Source organism: Streptomyces sp. NPDC013317 (assembly GCF_055563155.1).
The window spans coordinates 310,366-327,526 of sequence record NZ_JBVHDX010000007.1; the positions used below are offsets into that span (position 1 = coordinate 310,366).

The window sequence follows — 17,161 nt, forward strand, 5'->3', positions numbered from 1 at the left end:
CAGCCCCCTTCCTCCCCCGATGTCGTGGTTGATGACGAGTTGACTCGGCGAACGTGCCGCCGTTGCCGGTGGCACGTTCGCCGCTCCGCCGCCAATTGCCGGATATCCGGTGGAATGCAACCACGGCCGAGTGTCAGCTTTTGACCCCGCGCCGGGCCAACTAGCGTGCCTCACATCCGCGTTCGCACCCTGCTTCACGCAGGTGCGCCGTCCACGGGTACACGGGGGAGGGATCTGCGTCATGCAATGGTGCGCCATGAGGGCTGTGCGAGGTCATGGGCCGTTCCAGGAGCATCCCGACACATCGAGGACCGTCTCCTGATCCACAGGTCAACGTTCCCCGTCGTCGACGCCCGGTCCTGGAGTGACATCACATGCCCGAACCGACGCACCGTCTTGCCCTGCACCTGCTCGGTCCCCTCCGCATCTGGCGGGCAGGCCGGGAACTCACCGTGGGCCCGCCCAAACAGCGGGCCGTCCTCGCGCTCCTCGCCGGCCGGCGCGGCACCGTGGTCAGCCGCACGCAGATCGTGGACGCGCTCTGGGGCACCGACGCCCCGGCCACGGCCGCCAACGCCGTGCACACCTACGTCGCCGCGCTGCGCCGGACCCTCGAACCGGACCGCGGCAGCCGGGAGTCCGGCGCGTTCATCGTCTCCCGCGCCGGCGGCTACGAACTGCGCGTACCCGCCGACGCGGTCGACTCCGCCGTCTTCGTCCGTCGCTACGAAGAGGCACGGCACCTGGTGGCCTCGGGCGACGCCCCGGCCGCCTACGCGCGCTTCGAGTCGGCGCTCGGCCTCTGGCACGGCGAGGCGCTCAGCGGCATCCCCGGACCGTACGCGGCCCTCGAACGCACCCGGCTGCGCGAGCTGCGGTTCGCCGCGACCGAGGGCTGGATCGCCGGGCTGATCGCCACCGGCCACCTCGACGCGGCGATCATCGCCTCCTCCGAGGCCATCGCCCAGGAGCCGCTGCGCGAACGGCTCCGCCACCTCCACATGCTGGCCCTGTCCCGGTGCGGACGGCAGGCCCACGCCATCCAGGCGTACGACGAGGCACGGACCCTCCTGCGGGAGGAACTCGGCATCGACCCCGGCCGGGAACTGCGGGAGCTGTACGAGCGGATACTGGCGGGCGAGACCGCCGCCGAGAGCCCGCCCGCGACACCGGCCGCGCCCCGGGCCGACTCGCCCTGGCCCTCCGTCACGCCCCGGCCGCCCAGTCCGTCCGAGTCACCCTGGCCGTCCAGGCCGCCCCGGCCCGCCGCCGCTCCCCGGGCGGCCCGGTCGGCCCCGTTCCGGACGTACGCGCTCAAACCCGCCGCACACCGGCCCGCGCCGCTCCCGGCGACCCGCCCGGAGCCACAGCCACCCGCCCCCCTCCCGCGGCGCAGCCCCCTCGCCCCCCACACCGGGCATCCCTTGCACCAGCTCCCCGCCACCGCCCGCGTCTTCCTGGGCCGCGAACCGGAGCTCCGGCAGGCCAGGCAGAAACTCGACCAGGACACCGCCCGGTGCCGGAGCACGGCCCCGATCCTGACCGTCGACGGACCCGCGGGGGTCGGCAAGACCGCCTTCGCCCTGGAACTCGCCCACGAGTACGCGGACCTGTTTCCCGACGGACAGCTGTACGTCGACCTCAGGGGCACGGGCGACGGCGGCCGCCGCTCCGCCTTCGACGCGCTCGCCCGCCTCCTCCAGGGACTGGGCGTCGAACACGACCGGCTCCCCCACGACCTCGAAGGGCGCGTCACCCTCTACCGCACCCTCGTGCACGGCAGGCGGATGCTGCTCCTCCTCGACGACGCGGCCGACGCGGACCAGTTACGCCCGCTCGTCCCACCCGGCCCCTCGGCCGTCATCGTCACCAGCCGCCGCCTCCAGCGGGGGCTCGTCGCCCGCGAGGGCGCCCAGCGCATCGGGCTGCGTCCACTGGCCCGGCAGACCGCCGCCGACCTCTTCGTCGCCCTCCTCGGCCCCGAGCGGTGCGCCGGACACCGCGCCACGGTGGAGCGCCTCGCCGAGTACTGCGGACGGCTCCCGCTCGGCATCCGGATCGCCGCCGGGACCCTCGCCGCCAACCCGCACCTGTGCCCGCGGGAGCTGGCGGAGCGGTACGAGGACCCCTGGACGCGGCTCGACCACCTGAGCGTCGAGGGGGACGGCGAGGCCAGCGTGCGCCACGCGCTGGAGGCCAGCTACCTGTCCCTCTCCCCCGAGACGGCCCGGCTCTTCCGGGCACTGGGCAGGGCCGGTGCCGGGACGGGCGGGCCCGCCGGCACCATCGGCCCCGCGGACGCGACCGCCTTCGCGGACGGCGACCCTGCGGCCGCCCGGCGCAGGCTCGACGCCCTGGCCGATGTGGGCCTGCTGGAGCGCAGCGGCTCCGACGCGTACCGCTTCGACGAACTCGTCGGCATCTACGCCTCCGAGCGGGCGGCCGCCGCCGACCGGCCCACCGCCCGCTCGACGCTCCTGATGAGCCCGATCCACGACGACGGCTTCCCTGGCTGCAGTCTCCCCGACGCCCTCGCCCGCAGCTGAGAAGCCGGGCCCGCCCGGGACTGAAGAACGTGACCCTGACACTCTTCAGACCTTCTTCAGACCCCCCTGCGCACAATCGCCTGCGTCACGACGACTGTCGCTGTGCAGTAACGGAGGGGCACGACCACGATGACCACGAGCACCAGCCCGGAAAGCGCCTTCGGCAACCTGACCGAGGAGAGCGTCCGGTACAGCCGCTTCTCACAGTTCCGCTCGACCAGCGAACCGTTCATCAAGGACAACCCGTATCACCGCCCCCTGAACCCCGAGCGCATCGCCGGGATCGACTGGGGCACACCCCTCGTCGAGGAGACGTTCGCCTCCGACCGGAGCCTGCTCGCGAACCGTCTGCTGATGAACGTCTACGAGAGCGACGCGCTGTTCCTGCCGGCCGCCGGACTGCGCAGGTTCGAGGACGACTTCAACGCCTTCTACCACTCCGAGAGCCGGCTCTCCGGCGAGCGGATCCGCCCCGAGGCGGAGCGCTTCGCCTTCGGCTTCCTCGACGACTCCGTCGGCGTCACCGGGCAGTGGGACGAAGACACCCTCCGCGCCCATCTGCGCCGCTCCGTCGACCTGGCCAACAGCCCCGGCAACCGACCGGTGTTCGACGCGATCCGTTCCGCCGCCTCACCCAGGACGGCCGCCGGCACGCAGATCGTCCAGATGGCGCTCGACGGTCTGACCGAGGCCACGGCGATGTCGCAGAACCTGGGCGGCGCGTTCGGACCGGAGCAGAGCGAGCTCTTCAAGATCTTCGTCGACGAGTTCGGCTACGGCGTCTTCCCCGCGAAGCACAGCACGCTCTTCATGGAGCTCTGCTCCAGCGTCGACATGGCCACCACCTCGCACCACTACTGGTTCTTCTACCTGCCCAGCTCGATCGCGATCAACAACTACTTCTACTGGGCGACCCGGAACCGCACCGGCTTCTTCCGCTACATCGGCGCGATGGCCTTCCTGGAGGCGACCTTCGCCGCCTGGTTCGGCGACCTCACCAAGGTCTTCCGCGACGTGTACGGCAAGGACGTCGACACCCGCTACTGCGACGAGCACGCGCACATCGACCAGCACCACGGCCGGATGGCCATCGACGACCTGCTCATCCCGCTCGCCCTCAAGCACGGCCCCGTCGCCGTCAAGGGCCTGCTCCAGGGCGTCGAGGAGATCCAGCTCCTCGACCGCCTCGCGGGCGCCGACCTGCTGGCCCAGCTCACCTGGGACCCGGCGCTCTCCGACGCCCCGTCGAAGACCGACGCACCGGCCGGCGAGGTCGTGGAGCTCGACAGCGACAGCCCCTTCGACACCCAGGTCGCCTCCGCCGACACCCGTCTGCACGTCCGCGGCGGCGAGGCCCTGCTGTACACCTCCGCCACCGGCGACCCGCTGCGCGTGCCGCAGGGCAGGTCCGTCGTCGTCCCGGCAGGCCGCCTCTACGGCGTCCGGGCCGAGTCCCGTACCCAGGTCGCCACCGGACCGGCCGCGTGAGCGCCCGTACGAAGGGGGCCGCGGCCGCACCCGCGAAGCCCCGCACACGCGCGGAGTTCGACCGCACCGAGCACAACGCGCTCGTCGCCGGCGACGAGATCTACTTCGTCATGGAACGCGACGACGCCGTGCACGTCCTGAGCAGCCGCTGCCCCCACCGCGGCGGCCCGCTCCACCTCGGCGAGGTCGAAGAGGGGAGGCTCGTCTGCCCCTGGCACGGCGGCCTGTTCCCGGTCGACCGGCTCTGTGACCGCTCGCACCCCGCCGTGCGCGTCGGACACACCGTCACCGTGTACCTCCCCGCCGGAGATGAGACGCCCGTCCCCATCCACACCATGGTCCGAGCAGGAGTGAACGCGGCATGACCCTCACCGCCACGGAAGACACCCCCCTCGACCTGATCGCACCCCGCCGTCCCGCGGGCTCCGCCGATCCCTGCCAGACCCTGCTCGCGCTCGGCGAGGAGGCCATGGCGCAGCGCCAGTTCGAGCGCGCCTACGACCTGTTCAGCGCCGCGGCCCGCTGCGACACCGCCGGCGACGGCGAGCGCTACCGGCGCGAGATCAACCGCGCCGTGCGCGCCCTCGTCCCGCGCTGGCACTTCGGCATGATGAACGACACCGAGCGCAACCAGGCGTACGCCAAGGCGATCCAGCAGGTCGTCGGCGACGGGCAGCTGGTCCTCGACATCGGCACCGGCGGCGGTCTCCTCGCGCTGCTCGCCGCCCGCTCCGGAGCGCAGCAGGTCGTCACGGTCGAGGCCGTCGACGTCGTCTCCGCGACCGCCCGCGAGATCGTCCGGCAGAACGGGTACGACGACGTCGTCAGCGTCGTCTCCGGACTCTCCACGGACCTGCGCGTCGGCGTGGACCTGCCGCGCCGGGCCGACGTCCTGGTCACCGAGATCTTCGACTGCGCGCTGCTCGGCGAGTTCGCCGTACCCGCGCTGAAGCACGCCCGGCGGGAGCTGCTCACCCCCGACGCGACCGTGCTGCCCCGCTCCGGCCGTCTCTTCGCCCAGTTCGTGGAGAGCCCCGAGCTGCACTCGCTCAACCACGTCGGCGAGGTCGAGGGTTTCGACTTCAGCCCCTTCGCCTCTCTCACCTCGCTGGAGTACTTCTCCACCACCCTCACCAACTACCGGTACCGCCCGCTCACCGACCCGGTCGAGATCTTCCACTTCGACTTCGCCCAGGACATCGAACCGGCCTCACGCGGGTTCGAGATCGCTCCGCTGGAGAACGGGTCCGCCCACGCCGTCGTGATCTGGTTCGAACTCGACCTGGCCGAGGGCATCACGCTCTCCAACAGCCCTTCGGACACCGGCTCCCACTGGAAACAAGCCATTCAGACCCTTCCGGAGCCCTGGCGGCTGAAGAAGGACTCCCCACTCGGGTTCCGTGCCGCGCATGATGGCACGCGCGTGCTGGTCGGCCCCGCGAACAGGTCCCACACACCCAGGTGAGGTAATGGCAGTCACGAATGAGGGACAGACGTCCGAGGAGCGCAAGCCGAGCACCGGCCAACCCGGCTCCACCACCACCACTCCTGACGCGTCGACTTCGGAACTCCACAAGACCCTGACCGTCCCCAAGGGCGTCGGTGTCGCCACCGGAATGATCATCGGCAGCGGGCTCCTCGTCCTGCCGGGCCTCGCCTACGACCAGGTCGGTTCCAGTGCCGTGTACGCCTGGCTCTCGGCGGCCGTCGTGGTCCTTCCGCTCCTCGTCGTCTTCGCGCGGCTCGGAGCCCGCTACCCGACCGCCGGCGGCGTCCAGGGCTTCGCCCAGGCCGCCTTCGGCTCACCGGGCTCCACCGTCGCGTCGGTCATCCTCATCGGCGCCTGCGCGTTCGGCGGAGCGGCGATGGCGATCAGCGGCGGCAACTACGTCGCCGCGCTCCTCGGCGACAGCGGCATCGGCGGCTGGGTGGCCCTCGGCTACCTGGCGGTCATCGGTCTGCTCCAGGCGGCCGGTTCCCGGCTGGCCGGCGGCATCCAGTCGGCGGTCACCATCGGCCTGCTGCTGCTCCTCGCCCTGGTCGCCTTCGCGCCCGCGATGGTGGACTCCGGCTCCCTGCACGGCGACGTGGGCCCGCCGACCGACTGGCTGGCCGCCCTGCCCGCCGTGGGCCTGGTGTTCTTCGCCTTCACCGGCTGGGAGCTGGTCTCGTCGACGGCCGAGGAGTACCGCAACCCGAAGCGGGACTTCCCGCTCGTCATCGGCATCACCTTCGTCATCGTCGTCGCGCTCTACCTGGGCATATCCCTCGCCGTCCAGCTCGTCGTCGCACCCGACGACCCGCTGCTCTCCGAGGCGCCGGTCGTCGCCGTCCTGGAGCAGGTCCTCGGCGACGCAAGCGGCCGGATCGCGGCCGCACTGGGGGCGGCGATCATCTTCGCGACCCTGATGGGCGGCACCTGGGCGACCTCCCGGATCGTGTTCGCCACCGCGCGCGACGGCCTCCTGCCGGACACGCTGGCCCGGGTCGACGCCCGCTCCGGCGCGCCCCGGCCCGCGGTGCTGCTGTCGGTGCTGATGTTCGGCGGGGTGGTGGTCGTCGAGGCGTTCGACCTGATCAGCCTGACGATGGTCTTCCAGCTCTCCACGGTGAACTTCGTCATCGGCTACGCGATCGCCGTGCTCAGCTACGCCAAGCTGTACACGCGCCCGTCCCAGCGGCTCCTCGCGCTGGTGGCCGGAGCCCCGGTCGTGGCCATGCTGGCCGGGTTCGGCTGGGTGCTGCTGTACCCGGCGGCGCTGCTGGCCTTCGCGGCCCTGGTCCACAGGACCCGGCGGCGCAGGGCACGGGCCGAGGCGGACGTCTGACGACAAAGGCGGTACGGAGAAGGGCCGGGCATACGCCCGGCCCTTCTGCTTGCCCCGACCCCTCAGCCTGTCCCGCCCTGCTGTCCCGGCCTTCTGCTTGCCACCGGCCGTTCCGGCGTGCTACCTCTCGCCCGTCCGCTCCCGGATTTCGTAGCGGCACACGTTGCGCATGGATTCCCGCACGTCATGTCGTCGTTACCGGCCATTCAGACGCGCTTGCGACGCTCACGCAATGAAGCCCGTCGTGCCCGCGACCCCCAACGCGCTCCCCAAAGGGAGACTCCCCGCGCCCACGGCCCGCTCCGACGCGCCCGACCACCCCTTCGCGCGGAAGAATGGGGCCATGAGCAAGCAGCCTGCCGAGGTCCCGGTCCAGCCGTCCGCGAAGAACGCCAAGACGGCCCCCAAGACTCCCGCGAAGCCGTCCGCGAAGCCCGCCGCGAAAAGCACCCGGAGCGGCGAGCCGACCACGCGGCAGAACGCCCAGCCCACGGTCGGCTCCATAGCCGCGCACCGCCCGCACACCGTCAACCCGGAGCGGGGCTCCGACCTCGACCCGGACCTCGACGCCGATCTCGACGCGTACGAGGACGACAGCACGGACGGCGAACTTCCCCAGGGCCGCTTCCTCGACCGGGAGCGCAGCTGGCTCGCGTTCAACGAACGCGTCCTCGAACTGGCCGAGGACCCCAACACCCCCCTCCTCGAACGGGCTAATTTCCTCGCGATCTTCGCGTCGAACCTCGACGAGTTCTTCATGGTGCGCGTGGCCGGCCTCAAGCGCCGCATCGCCACCGGCGTCGCCACCCGCTCCGCCTCCGGTCTGCAGCCCCGCGAGGTCCTGGAGCTGATCTGGACCCGCTCGCGCGAGCTCATGGCCCGGCACGCCGCCTGCTACCAACAGGACGTCGCCCCGGCCCTCGCCGACGAGGGCATCCACCTGATCCGCTGGCCCGAGCTGACCGAGAAGGAGCAGGCGCGTCTCTTCACCCTGTTCCGGCAGCAGATCTTCCCGGTCCTCACCCCGCTGGCCGTGGACCCGGCGCACCCCTTCCCGTACATCTCCGGCCTCTCCCTGAACCTGGCCGTCGTCGTACGCAACCCGGTCAGCGGTCACCGCCACTTCGCCCGCGTCAAGGTGCCGCCGCTGCTCTCCCGCTTCCTGGAGGCCTCCCCCGAGCGGTACGTCCCGCTGGAGGACGTCATCGCGGCGCACCTGGAAGAGCTCTTCCCCGGCATGGAGGTACTGGCCCACCACATGTTCCGGGTGACCCGGAACGAGGACCTCGAGGTCGAGGAGGACGACACCGAGAACCTGCTCCAGGCCCTGGAGAAGGAGCTGCTGCGCCGCCGCTTCGGCCCGCCGGTCCGACTGGAGGTCGAGGAGTCCATCGACCCGTACGTCCTCGACCTGCTCGTCCGCGAGCTGAAGGTCTCCGACGCCGAGGTCTACCCGCTCCCCGGTCCGCTCGACCTCACCGGCCTCTTCGGGATCGCCGGGCTCGACCGGCCCGAGCTGAAGTACCCGAAATTCGTCGCCGGCACCCACCGGGACCTCGCCGAGGTCGAGTCCGCCTCCGCGCCCGACATCTTCATGGCGCTGCGCGAACGGGACGTGCTGCTGCACCACCCGTACGACTCCTTCTCCACCTCCGTCCAGGCCTTCCTGGAGCAGGCCGCGGCCGACCCCGACGTCCTCGCGATCAAGCAGACGCTGTACCGGACCTCCGGCAAGTCCCCGATCGTCGACGCGCTGATCGACGCCGCCGAGAGCGGCAAGCAGGTCCTCGTCCTCGTCGAGATCAAGGCCCGCTTCGACGAACAGGCCAACATCAAGTGGGCGCGCAAGCTGGAGGAGGCCGGCTGCCACGTCGTCTACGGCCTCGTCGGCCTGAAGACGCACTGCAAGCTGTCCCTCGTGGTCCGCCAGGAGGGCGACGTCCTACGCCGGTACTCGCACGTCGGCACCGGCAACTACCACCCCAAGACGGCCCGGCTCTACGAGGACCTCGGCCTGCTGACCGCCGACCCGCAGGTCGGCGCGGACCTCTCCGACCTGTTCAACCGTCTCTCCGGCTACTCCCGCCGGGAGACCTACCGCCGGCTGCTCACGGCCCCGAAGTCCCTGCGGGACGGACTGGTCTCCCGGATCCACCAGGAGATCGCCCACCACCGCGCGGGCCGCCCGGCCTACGTCCGGATCAAGGTCAACTCGATGGTCGACGAGGCGATCATCGACGCCTGCTACCGGGCCTCGCAGGCGGGCGTCCCGGTCGACATCTGGGTCCGCGGCATCTGCGCGATCCGCCCGGGCGTCGCCGGCCTCTCCGAGAACATCCGGGTCCGCTCGATCCTCGGCCGCTTCCTCGAACACTCCCGGGTCTTCGCCTTCGGCAACGGCGGCGAGCCCGAGGTCTGGCTGGGCAGCGCCGACATGATGCACCGGAACCTCGACCGGCGCATCGAGGCGCTGGTCCGGGTCTCCGACCCGGCCCACCGGGCGGCCCTGAGCAGGCTCCTGGAGACCGGAATGTCCGACACCACCTCCTCCTGGCACCTCGGCCCGGACGGGAACTGGACGCGGCACGCGACCGACGCCGACGGCCAGCCCCTGCGGCACGTGCAGGAGATGCTCATCGACGCGCGGAGGCGCCGGCGTGCACAACCCTGACCACCTTTCCGCCACCGCGGGCGTCACGGCGGGAGAGGTCCTCTCCCCCTACCTCCAGGCGCGGGCCGGAGACTTCCTGCGCGCCCTGCGCCTGCACACGGAGAGCGGGGCGGACACCGCCGGCGCGGAGGAGGCCGCCCGGTCCCTGCGCGCCGCCGCCCGCCGCATCGGCGGCACGCTGCACACCTTCCGTCCGCTCCTCGACGCCCCCTGGGCCGACCAGCTCCGCACGGAGCTGGCCTGGCTCTCCGGGACGCTCGCCCTGGAGCACGCCTGCACCGCCCGGCTCATCCGACTGGTGGACGCCCTGTCCCGCCTGTCGAACGGGGGCCACGGCTCCGGCGCCCCGGGCCCCGGGGGACCCGTGCCCGCCGCGCGCGGTGCCGAGAGCGCGGGCCTGACGGTCGGCGCCGCCCGGGCCGGCGCCCTGCTGGAACGCCAGCTCACCCTGGCCCGGACGCGCGCCCACTCGGCCGCCCTCCAGGCGCTGGGCTCCTCCCGCTTCCACGCGGTCGCGGACGCCGTCGCGCTCCTGGCCTCCGAGGTTCCGCTCGGGCCCGCGGGGGCGGCCCAGGCGATCGAGGTCCTCGACGCCCCGGCCGCGGTCGTCGAGCGCCGCCTCCTGGACGCGGTCTCCGTCCTGCCGCTGGCCCGTGCGGCCCACCCGTACAACGCCGACGCCCTCGGTCTCGCGGCGGGCGAGGCCCAGGACGCGCCCTGGCACCAGACCCGGCTGCTGCTCCGGCTGCACCGGTACGCCTGCGAGGTGCTGAACGGCGACGCCACCCCCGACCCGGTCCTCGACGAGGCCGGCCGGGCGCTGAACCGCCACCGCGACGCCTCCGAGGCGGCCGCGGCGGCCGCCGCCGCGGCCCGCACACCCCGTATCGCCCCCGCCACCGCGTACGCCCTCGGCGTCCTCCACGCGGATCAGCGCCACGAGGTGGAAGCCTCCCGCTTCGCCTTCCAACGCGCCTGGCAGCCCGCCACGGCGCCCGTGTCATGACCTCACCAGCCCCGATCCTCGCAGCGGGGTGCGTCCTGTGGCGCCCCGCTCCCTCGGGCCAGGGCATCGAGATCGCCCTGGTCCACCGGCCGAAGTACGACGATTGGTCACACCCGAAGGGGAAGCTGAAGCGCGACGAGTCCGTCGAGGAGTGCGCGCTGCGCGAGGTACGGGAGGAGACCGGCCAGTCCTGCGTCCTGGGCGCCCGCCTCCCGTCGGCCCGCTACTGGGCGAACGGGCAGCCGAAGGAGGTCACGTACTGGTCGGCCCGCGCCCTCGGCGGCACCTTCACCCCGTCGAAGGAGGTCGACCGCGTGGAGTGGCTCCCCCGTGACAGGGCACGCCTGCGCCTGACCCAGCCCCGCGACCGAACACTCCTGGACGCCCTGCCGCTCTAACCACCCCGCCGCCCGACCGGCCCGGCGCCGGGTGGCCCGGCGCCGCGTGGCCCCGACGCCCGGCAGGACCGACGCCCGGCAGGACCGACGCCCGGCGGCACCGACGATCGACAGCCCCCGCAAGCCCACGGCCCCCGACGCCGGGCAGGCCCGGCGTCCGCCGGTCCCGACCGCCCGGCAATCCCGACGTCCAGTCGGCCCCAGACGTCCGGCAGCCCCCGCCCGCCACTCGGCGGCACCGGGCCGGCCGGCCGTACCGCCGCGGGGTCGGCAGCACCGCCTCGGCGGCGGTCGGCCGAGCCCGGCCCCGGCCGGGCGGGGGCCCGCAGCGCCTCGGGGGCCGTCGCCCCCGGGCCCCGTGTTCCGCCGCCCGCCCGAGGGCCCCGCACCGCGCCTTCCGGCACGGTTCACTTTCCGTTCACTCTCCCCCGTCGGCCGCTTCACCTGTTCTGCCTAATTTCGGTCGTACACGGTGCAGAGGCACAGCGCTGCACCCGGCACCCCGACACACACCGCCGTACAACGTTCAGGACAACCGGTCCGCGGCTGGCGGCTTCTGGAAGGAACACCCGAAAGTGAAGCTTTCGCGCATGAACGGGCTTCGCGCCTCCGCGATCGGTGCCCTCGTCGTCTCCGGCGCCCTCGTGCTGTCGGCGTGTGGCTCGGACAACAACAGCGGCACCCCGGCGAACGGCGACAAGACCTCGGCCGCCGCGTCGAACATCAAGTGCGACGGCGCCAAGGGCCAGCTCCTCGCCGCGGGCTCCTCCGCGCAGAAGAACGCCATGGACCTCTGGGTCAAGAACTTCCAGGCCGCCTGCTCCGGCGTCGAGGTCAACTACCAGGCCATCGGTTCCGGCGGCGGTATCACCAAGTTCAACCAGGGCCAGGTCGCCTTCGCGGGCTCCGACTCCGCCCTGAAGGACGAAGAGGTCGCCGAGTCGGCGAAGATCTGCAAGACCGGCAAGGGCATCAACCTGCCGATGGTCGGTGGCCCCATCGCCATCGGCTACAAGCTGGACGGCGTGGACAACCTGGTCCTGGACGCCTCCACGATCGCCAAGATCTTCAACACCGACATCAAGAAGTGGAACGACCCGGCGATCGCCAAGCTGAACCCGGGCGTCAAGCTGCCGGACACCAACATCCAGGCGTTCCACCGCTCCGACGAGTCGGGCACCACCCAGAACCTGGGCAAGTACCTCTCCACCGCCGCCCCGGCCGACTGGAAGCACGACCCGAAGACGAAGTCGTGGCCCGCCCCGGGTGGCCAGGCCGCCAACGGCTCCTCCGGTGTCGCCACCGCGGTCAAGGACGCCGAGGGCTCCATCGGCTACTTCGAGCTCTCCTACGCGACCGCCAACAAGATCTCCACCGTCAAGGTGAACACCGGCGCCTCCGCCCCGGTCGAGGCCACCCCGGAGAACGCCTCCAAGGCCATCGCCGCCGCGAAGACCAAGGGCACAGGCTCGGACATGGCCCTCTCCCTCGACTACGCCACCAAGGCCGAGGGCGCCTACCCGCTGATCCTCGTCACCTACGAGATCGCCTGCGACAAGGGCAACAAGGCGGAGACCCTGCCGACCCTGAAGGCGTTCCTCAACTACACCGTCAGCGAGGAGGGCCAGAAGGTCCTCTCCGAGGCCGGTTACGCCCCGCTCCCGGCCGACATCGCGACCAAGGTCCGCGAGATCGTCCCGACCCTGTCCTGATCCCCGGCCGGGCCCGGTCCGTCGCCCCGCGTGACGGACCGGCCCGGCATCCGGTGCACCGCCGCCAGGAGCCGTACGCAGTACGTCTCCGCAGACCGGAGAGACCGATGGTTACGACAACCACACCACCGATACGAAACAGCCGACGCGCGAAGAGCTCGTCCCGCCCGGGCGACCGGGTCTTCCTCGGACTGTCCCGGGGATCCGGCATCACGCTCCTGGTGATCATGGCCGCCATCGCCGGCTTCCTCACCTACCGCGCGATCCTCGCCGTCTCCAAGGACTCCACGAACTTCTTCACCACCTTCGAGTGGAACCCCGCGGGCGACCCGCCGGTCTTCGGCATCGCGGTCCTCGCCTTCGGCACGGTCGTCTCGTCGATCATCGCCATGGTCATCGCCGTGCCGGTCGCGATCGGCATCGCGCTGTTCATCTCGCACTACGCCCCGCGCAAGCTGGCCAAGCCGCTCGCGTACGTGGTCGACCTGCTCGCCGCCGTGCCCAGCATCATCTACGGCCTCTGGGGCGCGATCTTCCTCGTCCCCTACCTGGCCGGACTGAACCTCTGGCTCGACCAGTACCTGGGCTGGACGTACATCTTCGACAAGTCCAGCGACGGCGTCGCCCGCTCCCTCTTCACCGTGGGCATCCTGCTGGCGATCATGATCCTCCCGATCATCACCAACGTGACCCGCGAGGTCTTCCTCCAGGTCCCGAAGATGCACGAAGAGGCCGCCCTCGCCCTCGGCGCCACGCGCTGGGAGGTCATCCGCATGTCTGTCCTCCCCTTCGGGCGTTCGGGCATCATCTCCGCCTCGATGCTGGGCCTCGGCCGCGCGCTCGGTGAGACGATGGCCGTGGCCGTCGTGCTCTCCCCCAGCTTCCTCATCTCGGGTCACCTGCTCGACCCGGGCGGCGGCACCTTCGCCCAGAACATCGCCGCGAAGTTCAACGAGGCCAACGAGTTCGGCCGTGACGCGCTGATCGCCTCCGGCCTCGTCCTCTTCGTCATCACCCTGCTGGTCAACGGCGCGGCCCGATGGATCATCGCCCGCCGCAAGGAGTACTCGGGGGCCAACGCATGAGCCACCACGCCATACAGGACCGCCCGCCCGTGAAGAGCGTCGTCAAGCACGACCCGCTCCAGCACGCCCGGCTCCCCCGCTGGACCCCGCTCGCCACCGCCATAGGGTCGATCGCCGCCGCGGTCGGCCTCGGTCTCGCGGCCGGCTGGCACAGCCGCATCCAGTGGGGCCTGATCGCCGCGCTGTTCTTCGTCCTCGCGACGTACGCGATCACCACCAAGGTCGAGGGCAGCCGGCAGGCCAAGGACCGGGTCGCGACCAGCCTCGTCTGGGTCTGCTTCATCCTGGCCGTGATCCCGCTGCTCTCCCTCGCCTGGGTCACGATCAGCAAGGGCCTGGCGGTCCTCGACCCGTACTTCCTCAGCCACTCGATGAACGGCGTCCTCGACGCCGAGGCCGGCGGCGGTGTCTACCACGCGCTGCTCGGCACGATCGAGCAGGTACTCATCGCGACCCTGATCGCCGCGCCGATCGGCCTGCTGACCGCGGTCTACCTCGTCGAGTACGGCGGCGGGAAGCTCGCCCAGGCCGTCACCTTCTTCGTCGACGTCATGACGGGCATCCCGTCGATCGTCGCGGGCCTCTTCATCCTCGCCACCTGGAATCTGATGCTGGGCTTCGGGCCCTCCGGATTCGCCGGCGCGATGGCCCTCGCGATCCTGATGATGCCGGTCGTCGTCCGCTCCACCGAGGAGATGCTCAAGCTCGTCCCGAACGAGCTGCGCGAGGCCTCCCTCGCGCTCGGCATCCCGAAGTGGCGCACGATCCTGAAGGTGGTCCTCCCCACCGCGATCGGCGGCATCACCACGGGCGTCATGCTCGCGGTCGCCCGCATCACCGGTGAGACGGCCCCGATCCTGCTCCTCGTGTTCGGTACGAAGCTGATCAACCCGAACCCCTTCGAAGGCGCCCAGTCCTCGCTGCCGCTCTACGTGTACGAGCAGTACGCGGTCGGCACCGACGCCGCCGTGGCCCGCGCCTGGGCCGCCGCGCTCGTCCTGATCGCCTTCGTCATGATCCTCAACCTGGTGGCCCGCGGCATCGCCCGCTGGAAGGCCCCGAAGACCGGCCGCTGACCGCGGTCACCTCTGGAAGTGAATTGATATGGCCAAGCGAATCGACGTCAGCGGCCTCTCCGCCTACTACGGCGCCCACAAGGCGATCGACGACATCTCGATGACCGTCGAGCCCCGCTCGGTGACGGCCTTCATCGGCCCCTCCGGCTGCGGCAAGTCCACGTTCCTGCGCACCCTGAACCGTATGCACGAGGTCACCCCCGGTGGCCGCGTCGAGGGCAAGGTCCTCCTGGACGACCAGGACCTGTACGGCACCGGGGTCGACCCGGTCGCCGTGCGGCGCACGGTCGGCATGGTGTTCCAGCGCCCGAACCCCTTCCCCACCATGTCGATCTTCGACAACGTGGCGGCGGGCCTGCGGCTGAACGGCTCGTACAAGAAGTCCCAGCTCAACGACATCGTCGAGCGCTCCCTCAAGGGCGCGAACCTCTGGAACGAGGTCAAGGACCGCCTGAACAAGCCGGGCTCCGGCCTCTCCGGCGGCCAGCAGCAGCGTCTCTGCATCGCCCGCGCCATCGCGGTCGAGCCGGACGTCCTGCTGATGGACGAGCCCTGCTCGGCCCTCGACCCGATCTCGACGCTGGCGATCGAGGACCTGATCGGCGAGCTGAAGGAGCGCTTCACGATCGTCATCGTGACGCACAACATGCAGCAGGCCGCCCGTGTCTCGGACCGTACGGCGTTCTTCAACCTGGCGGCCGTGGGCCAGCCGGGCAAGCTGATCGAGCTGGACGACACCGAGCGGATCTTCTCCAACCCGAGCGTCCAGGCGACCGAGGACTACATCTCCGGCCGCTTCGGATAGCCCACACAGACCATGCGGCTCGGCCGCGTGGCGTCCTGCGGTGCTGCATGGCGGTGCCACCGCAGACGAAAGGGCCCGGCTCCCCTACAGGGGAGCCGGGCCCGACCATTTGTGGGGGGCCGGGCTGCCGCCCGACCCGCCGTGGCCGCCCTCACCCGAAGAAGAGCTGGACCACGTAGAAGCTCAGCGCCGCCACGATCGCCGCGGCCGGCATCGTGATACCGCATCCCCCGGGGGATAACCCCCGGACCCCCAGCAGCACCCCGCCCGCCGTGGCCGCCCTCACCCGAAGAAGAGCTGGACCACATAGAAGCTCAGCGCCGCCACGATCGCCGCGGCCGGCATCGTGATACCGCATCCCCCGGGGGATAACCCCCGGACCCCCAGCAGCACCCCGCCCGCCGTGGCCGCCCTCACCCGAAGAAGAGCTGGACCACATAGAAGCTCAGCGCCGCCACGATCGCCGCGGCCGGCACCGTGATACCGCATCCCCCGGGGGATAACCCCCGGACCCCCAGCAGCACCCCACCCGCCGTGGCCACCCTCACCCGAAGAAGAGCTGGACCACGTAGAAGCTCAGCGCCGCCACGATCGCCGCGGCCGGCATCGTGATGAACCAGCCGAGGATGATGTTCTTCGCGACACCCCACCGCACCGCGTTGACCCGCTTCGTCGCGCCCACGCCCATGATCGCGGACGTGATCACATGCGTCGTCGAGATCGGCGCGTGGAAGAGGAACGCCGAGCCGAACATGATCGACGCACCCGTCGTCTCCGCCGCGAACCCCTGCGGCGGGTCCAGCTCGATGATCTTCCGGCCGAGCGTCCGCATGATCCGCCAGCCACCCGCGTACGTACCCAGCGACAGCATCACCGCACACGCGATCTTGACCCACACCGGGATGTCGTCGCCGGACTGCTGCACATCGGCGATGACCAGGGCCATCACCACGATGCCCATCGTCTTCTGGGCGTCCTGCAGACCGTGGCCCAGCGCCATGCCCGCCGCCGACACCGTCTGCGCGATACGGAAGCCGCGCTTCGCCTTGTGCGGGTTCGTCTTGCGGAACAGCCACAGGATCAGGCACATCACCAGGTAGCCGCAGATCAGACCGACCACCGGCGAGATGAACATCGGGATGACGACCTTGTCGAGGACCCCTCCCCAGATGACCTCCGTACCGCCGGCCAGCGCCGCGCCCACCATGCCGCCGAACAGCGCGTGCGAGGAGGAGGACGGCAGGCCGAAGTACCAGGTGACCAGGTTCCAGATGATCGCGCCGACGAGCGCGGCGAAGAGGATGCCCATCCCCTTGTCGCCGTGCGGCGTCTCGATCAGGCCCTCACTGACGGTCTTGGCGACACCGCTGCCGAGGAACGCGCCGGCGAGGTTCATCACCGCCGCCATCGCGAGGGCGGCCCGCGGGGTCAGCGCCCGCGTCGACACCGAGGTGGCGATGGCGTTCGCCGAGTCGTGGAAGCCGTTGGTATACGTGAAGCCGAGCGCGACACCGATGGTCACGATCAGCGCGAAGGTGTCCACGAA

13 protein-coding genes are annotated in these 17,161 nt (G+C 71.2%); 12 read left to right on the forward strand and 1 reads right to left on the reverse strand.

Annotated features, from left to right (window positions below):
• The first annotated feature begins 374 nt into the window (after positions 1 to 374).
• From ACZ3IJ_RS20820 to pstB, 12 genes are all read left to right on the forward strand, one after another.
• Entirely contained in the window at positions 375 to 2,546 is a 2,172-nt protein-coding gene (locus ACZ3IJ_RS20820; RefSeq protein ID WP_467470206.1) for an AfsR/SARP family transcriptional regulator, read from the forward strand.
• A 129-nt stretch (positions 2,547 to 2,675) separates the two neighbouring features.
• On the forward strand, positions 2,676 to 4,034 hold the full coding sequence (locus ACZ3IJ_RS20825) for an iron-containing redox enzyme family protein (protein ID WP_467470208.1): 1,359 nt from the start codon (positions 2,676 to 2,678) through the stop codon (positions 4,032 to 4,034).
• The gene (locus tag ACZ3IJ_RS20830; RefSeq protein ID WP_352191349.1) at positions 4,031 to 4,399 is read left to right on the forward strand and encodes a Rieske (2Fe-2S) protein; all 369 of its coding nucleotides are present in this window, start codon (positions 4,031 to 4,033) and stop codon (positions 4,397 to 4,399) included. Before ACZ3IJ_RS20825 ends, ACZ3IJ_RS20830 begins: the two co-directional genes overlap by 4 nt.
• Positions 4,396 to 5,499, forward strand: a complete 1,104-nt coding sequence (locus ACZ3IJ_RS20835; protein ID WP_467470210.1) for a 50S ribosomal protein L11 methyltransferase — start codon at positions 4,396 to 4,398, stop codon at positions 5,497 to 5,499. The genes ACZ3IJ_RS20830 and ACZ3IJ_RS20835 overlap by 4 nt, the downstream gene beginning before the upstream one ends.
• Before the next feature lie 4 nt (positions 5,500 to 5,503).
• Entirely contained in the window at positions 5,504 to 6,862 is a 1,359-nt protein-coding gene (locus tag ACZ3IJ_RS20840; RefSeq protein WP_467470212.1) for an APC family permease, read from the forward strand.
• Between the two features lie 343 nt (positions 6,863 to 7,205).
• Positions 7,206 to 9,533 (forward strand): RNA degradosome polyphosphate kinase, encoded by a 2,328-nt coding sequence (locus ACZ3IJ_RS20845; protein WP_467470214.1) that lies wholly within the window; start codon positions 7,206 to 7,208, stop codon positions 9,531 to 9,533.
• The gene (locus ACZ3IJ_RS20850) at positions 9,520 to 10,539 is read left to right on the forward strand and encodes a CHAD domain-containing protein (protein WP_467470216.1); all 1,020 of its coding nucleotides are present in this window, start codon (positions 9,520 to 9,522) and stop codon (positions 10,537 to 10,539) included. Before ACZ3IJ_RS20845 ends, ACZ3IJ_RS20850 begins: the two co-directional genes overlap by 14 nt.
• Positions 10,536 to 10,937 carry an NUDIX hydrolase gene (locus ACZ3IJ_RS20855; protein WP_467470217.1) on the forward strand — a complete coding sequence of 134 codons (402 nt, stop codon included), beginning with the start codon at positions 10,536 to 10,538 and terminating at the stop codon, positions 10,935 to 10,937. The genes ACZ3IJ_RS20850 and ACZ3IJ_RS20855 overlap by 4 nt, the downstream gene beginning before the upstream one ends.
• A gap of 575 nt (positions 10,938 to 11,512) precedes the next feature.
• Positions 11,513 to 12,649 carry a phosphate ABC transporter substrate-binding protein PstS gene (gene pstS, locus ACZ3IJ_RS20860; protein WP_467470219.1) on the forward strand — a complete coding sequence of 379 codons (1,137 nt, stop codon included), beginning with the start codon at positions 11,513 to 11,515 and terminating at the stop codon, positions 12,647 to 12,649.
• A gap of 107 nt (positions 12,650 to 12,756) precedes the next feature.
• The gene (pstC, locus tag ACZ3IJ_RS20865) at positions 12,757 to 13,734 is read left to right on the forward strand and encodes a phosphate ABC transporter permease subunit PstC (protein ID WP_467470221.1); all 978 of its coding nucleotides are present in this window, start codon (positions 12,757 to 12,759) and stop codon (positions 13,732 to 13,734) included.
• On the forward strand, positions 13,731 to 14,810 hold the full coding sequence (gene pstA, locus ACZ3IJ_RS20870; protein WP_391800247.1) for a phosphate ABC transporter permease PstA: 1,080 nt from the start codon (positions 13,731 to 13,733) through the stop codon (positions 14,808 to 14,810). Before pstC ends, pstA begins: the two co-directional genes overlap by 4 nt.
• A gap of 28 nt (positions 14,811 to 14,838) precedes the next feature.
• The gene (gene pstB / locus ACZ3IJ_RS20875; protein ID WP_467470223.1) at positions 14,839 to 15,615 is read left to right on the forward strand and encodes a phosphate ABC transporter ATP-binding protein PstB; all 777 of its coding nucleotides are present in this window, start codon (positions 14,839 to 14,841) and stop codon (positions 15,613 to 15,615) included.
• Between the two features lie 544 nt (positions 15,616 to 16,159).
• On the opposite strand, the gene ACZ3IJ_RS20880 is transcribed toward pstB, so the two are convergent.
• Complete coding sequence (locus ACZ3IJ_RS20880; protein ID WP_352192558.1) at positions 16,160 to 17,158, reverse strand: inorganic phosphate transporter; 999 nt, start codon at positions 17,156 to 17,158, stop codon at positions 16,160 to 16,162.
• Positions 17,159 to 17,161 lie beyond the last annotated feature (3 nt).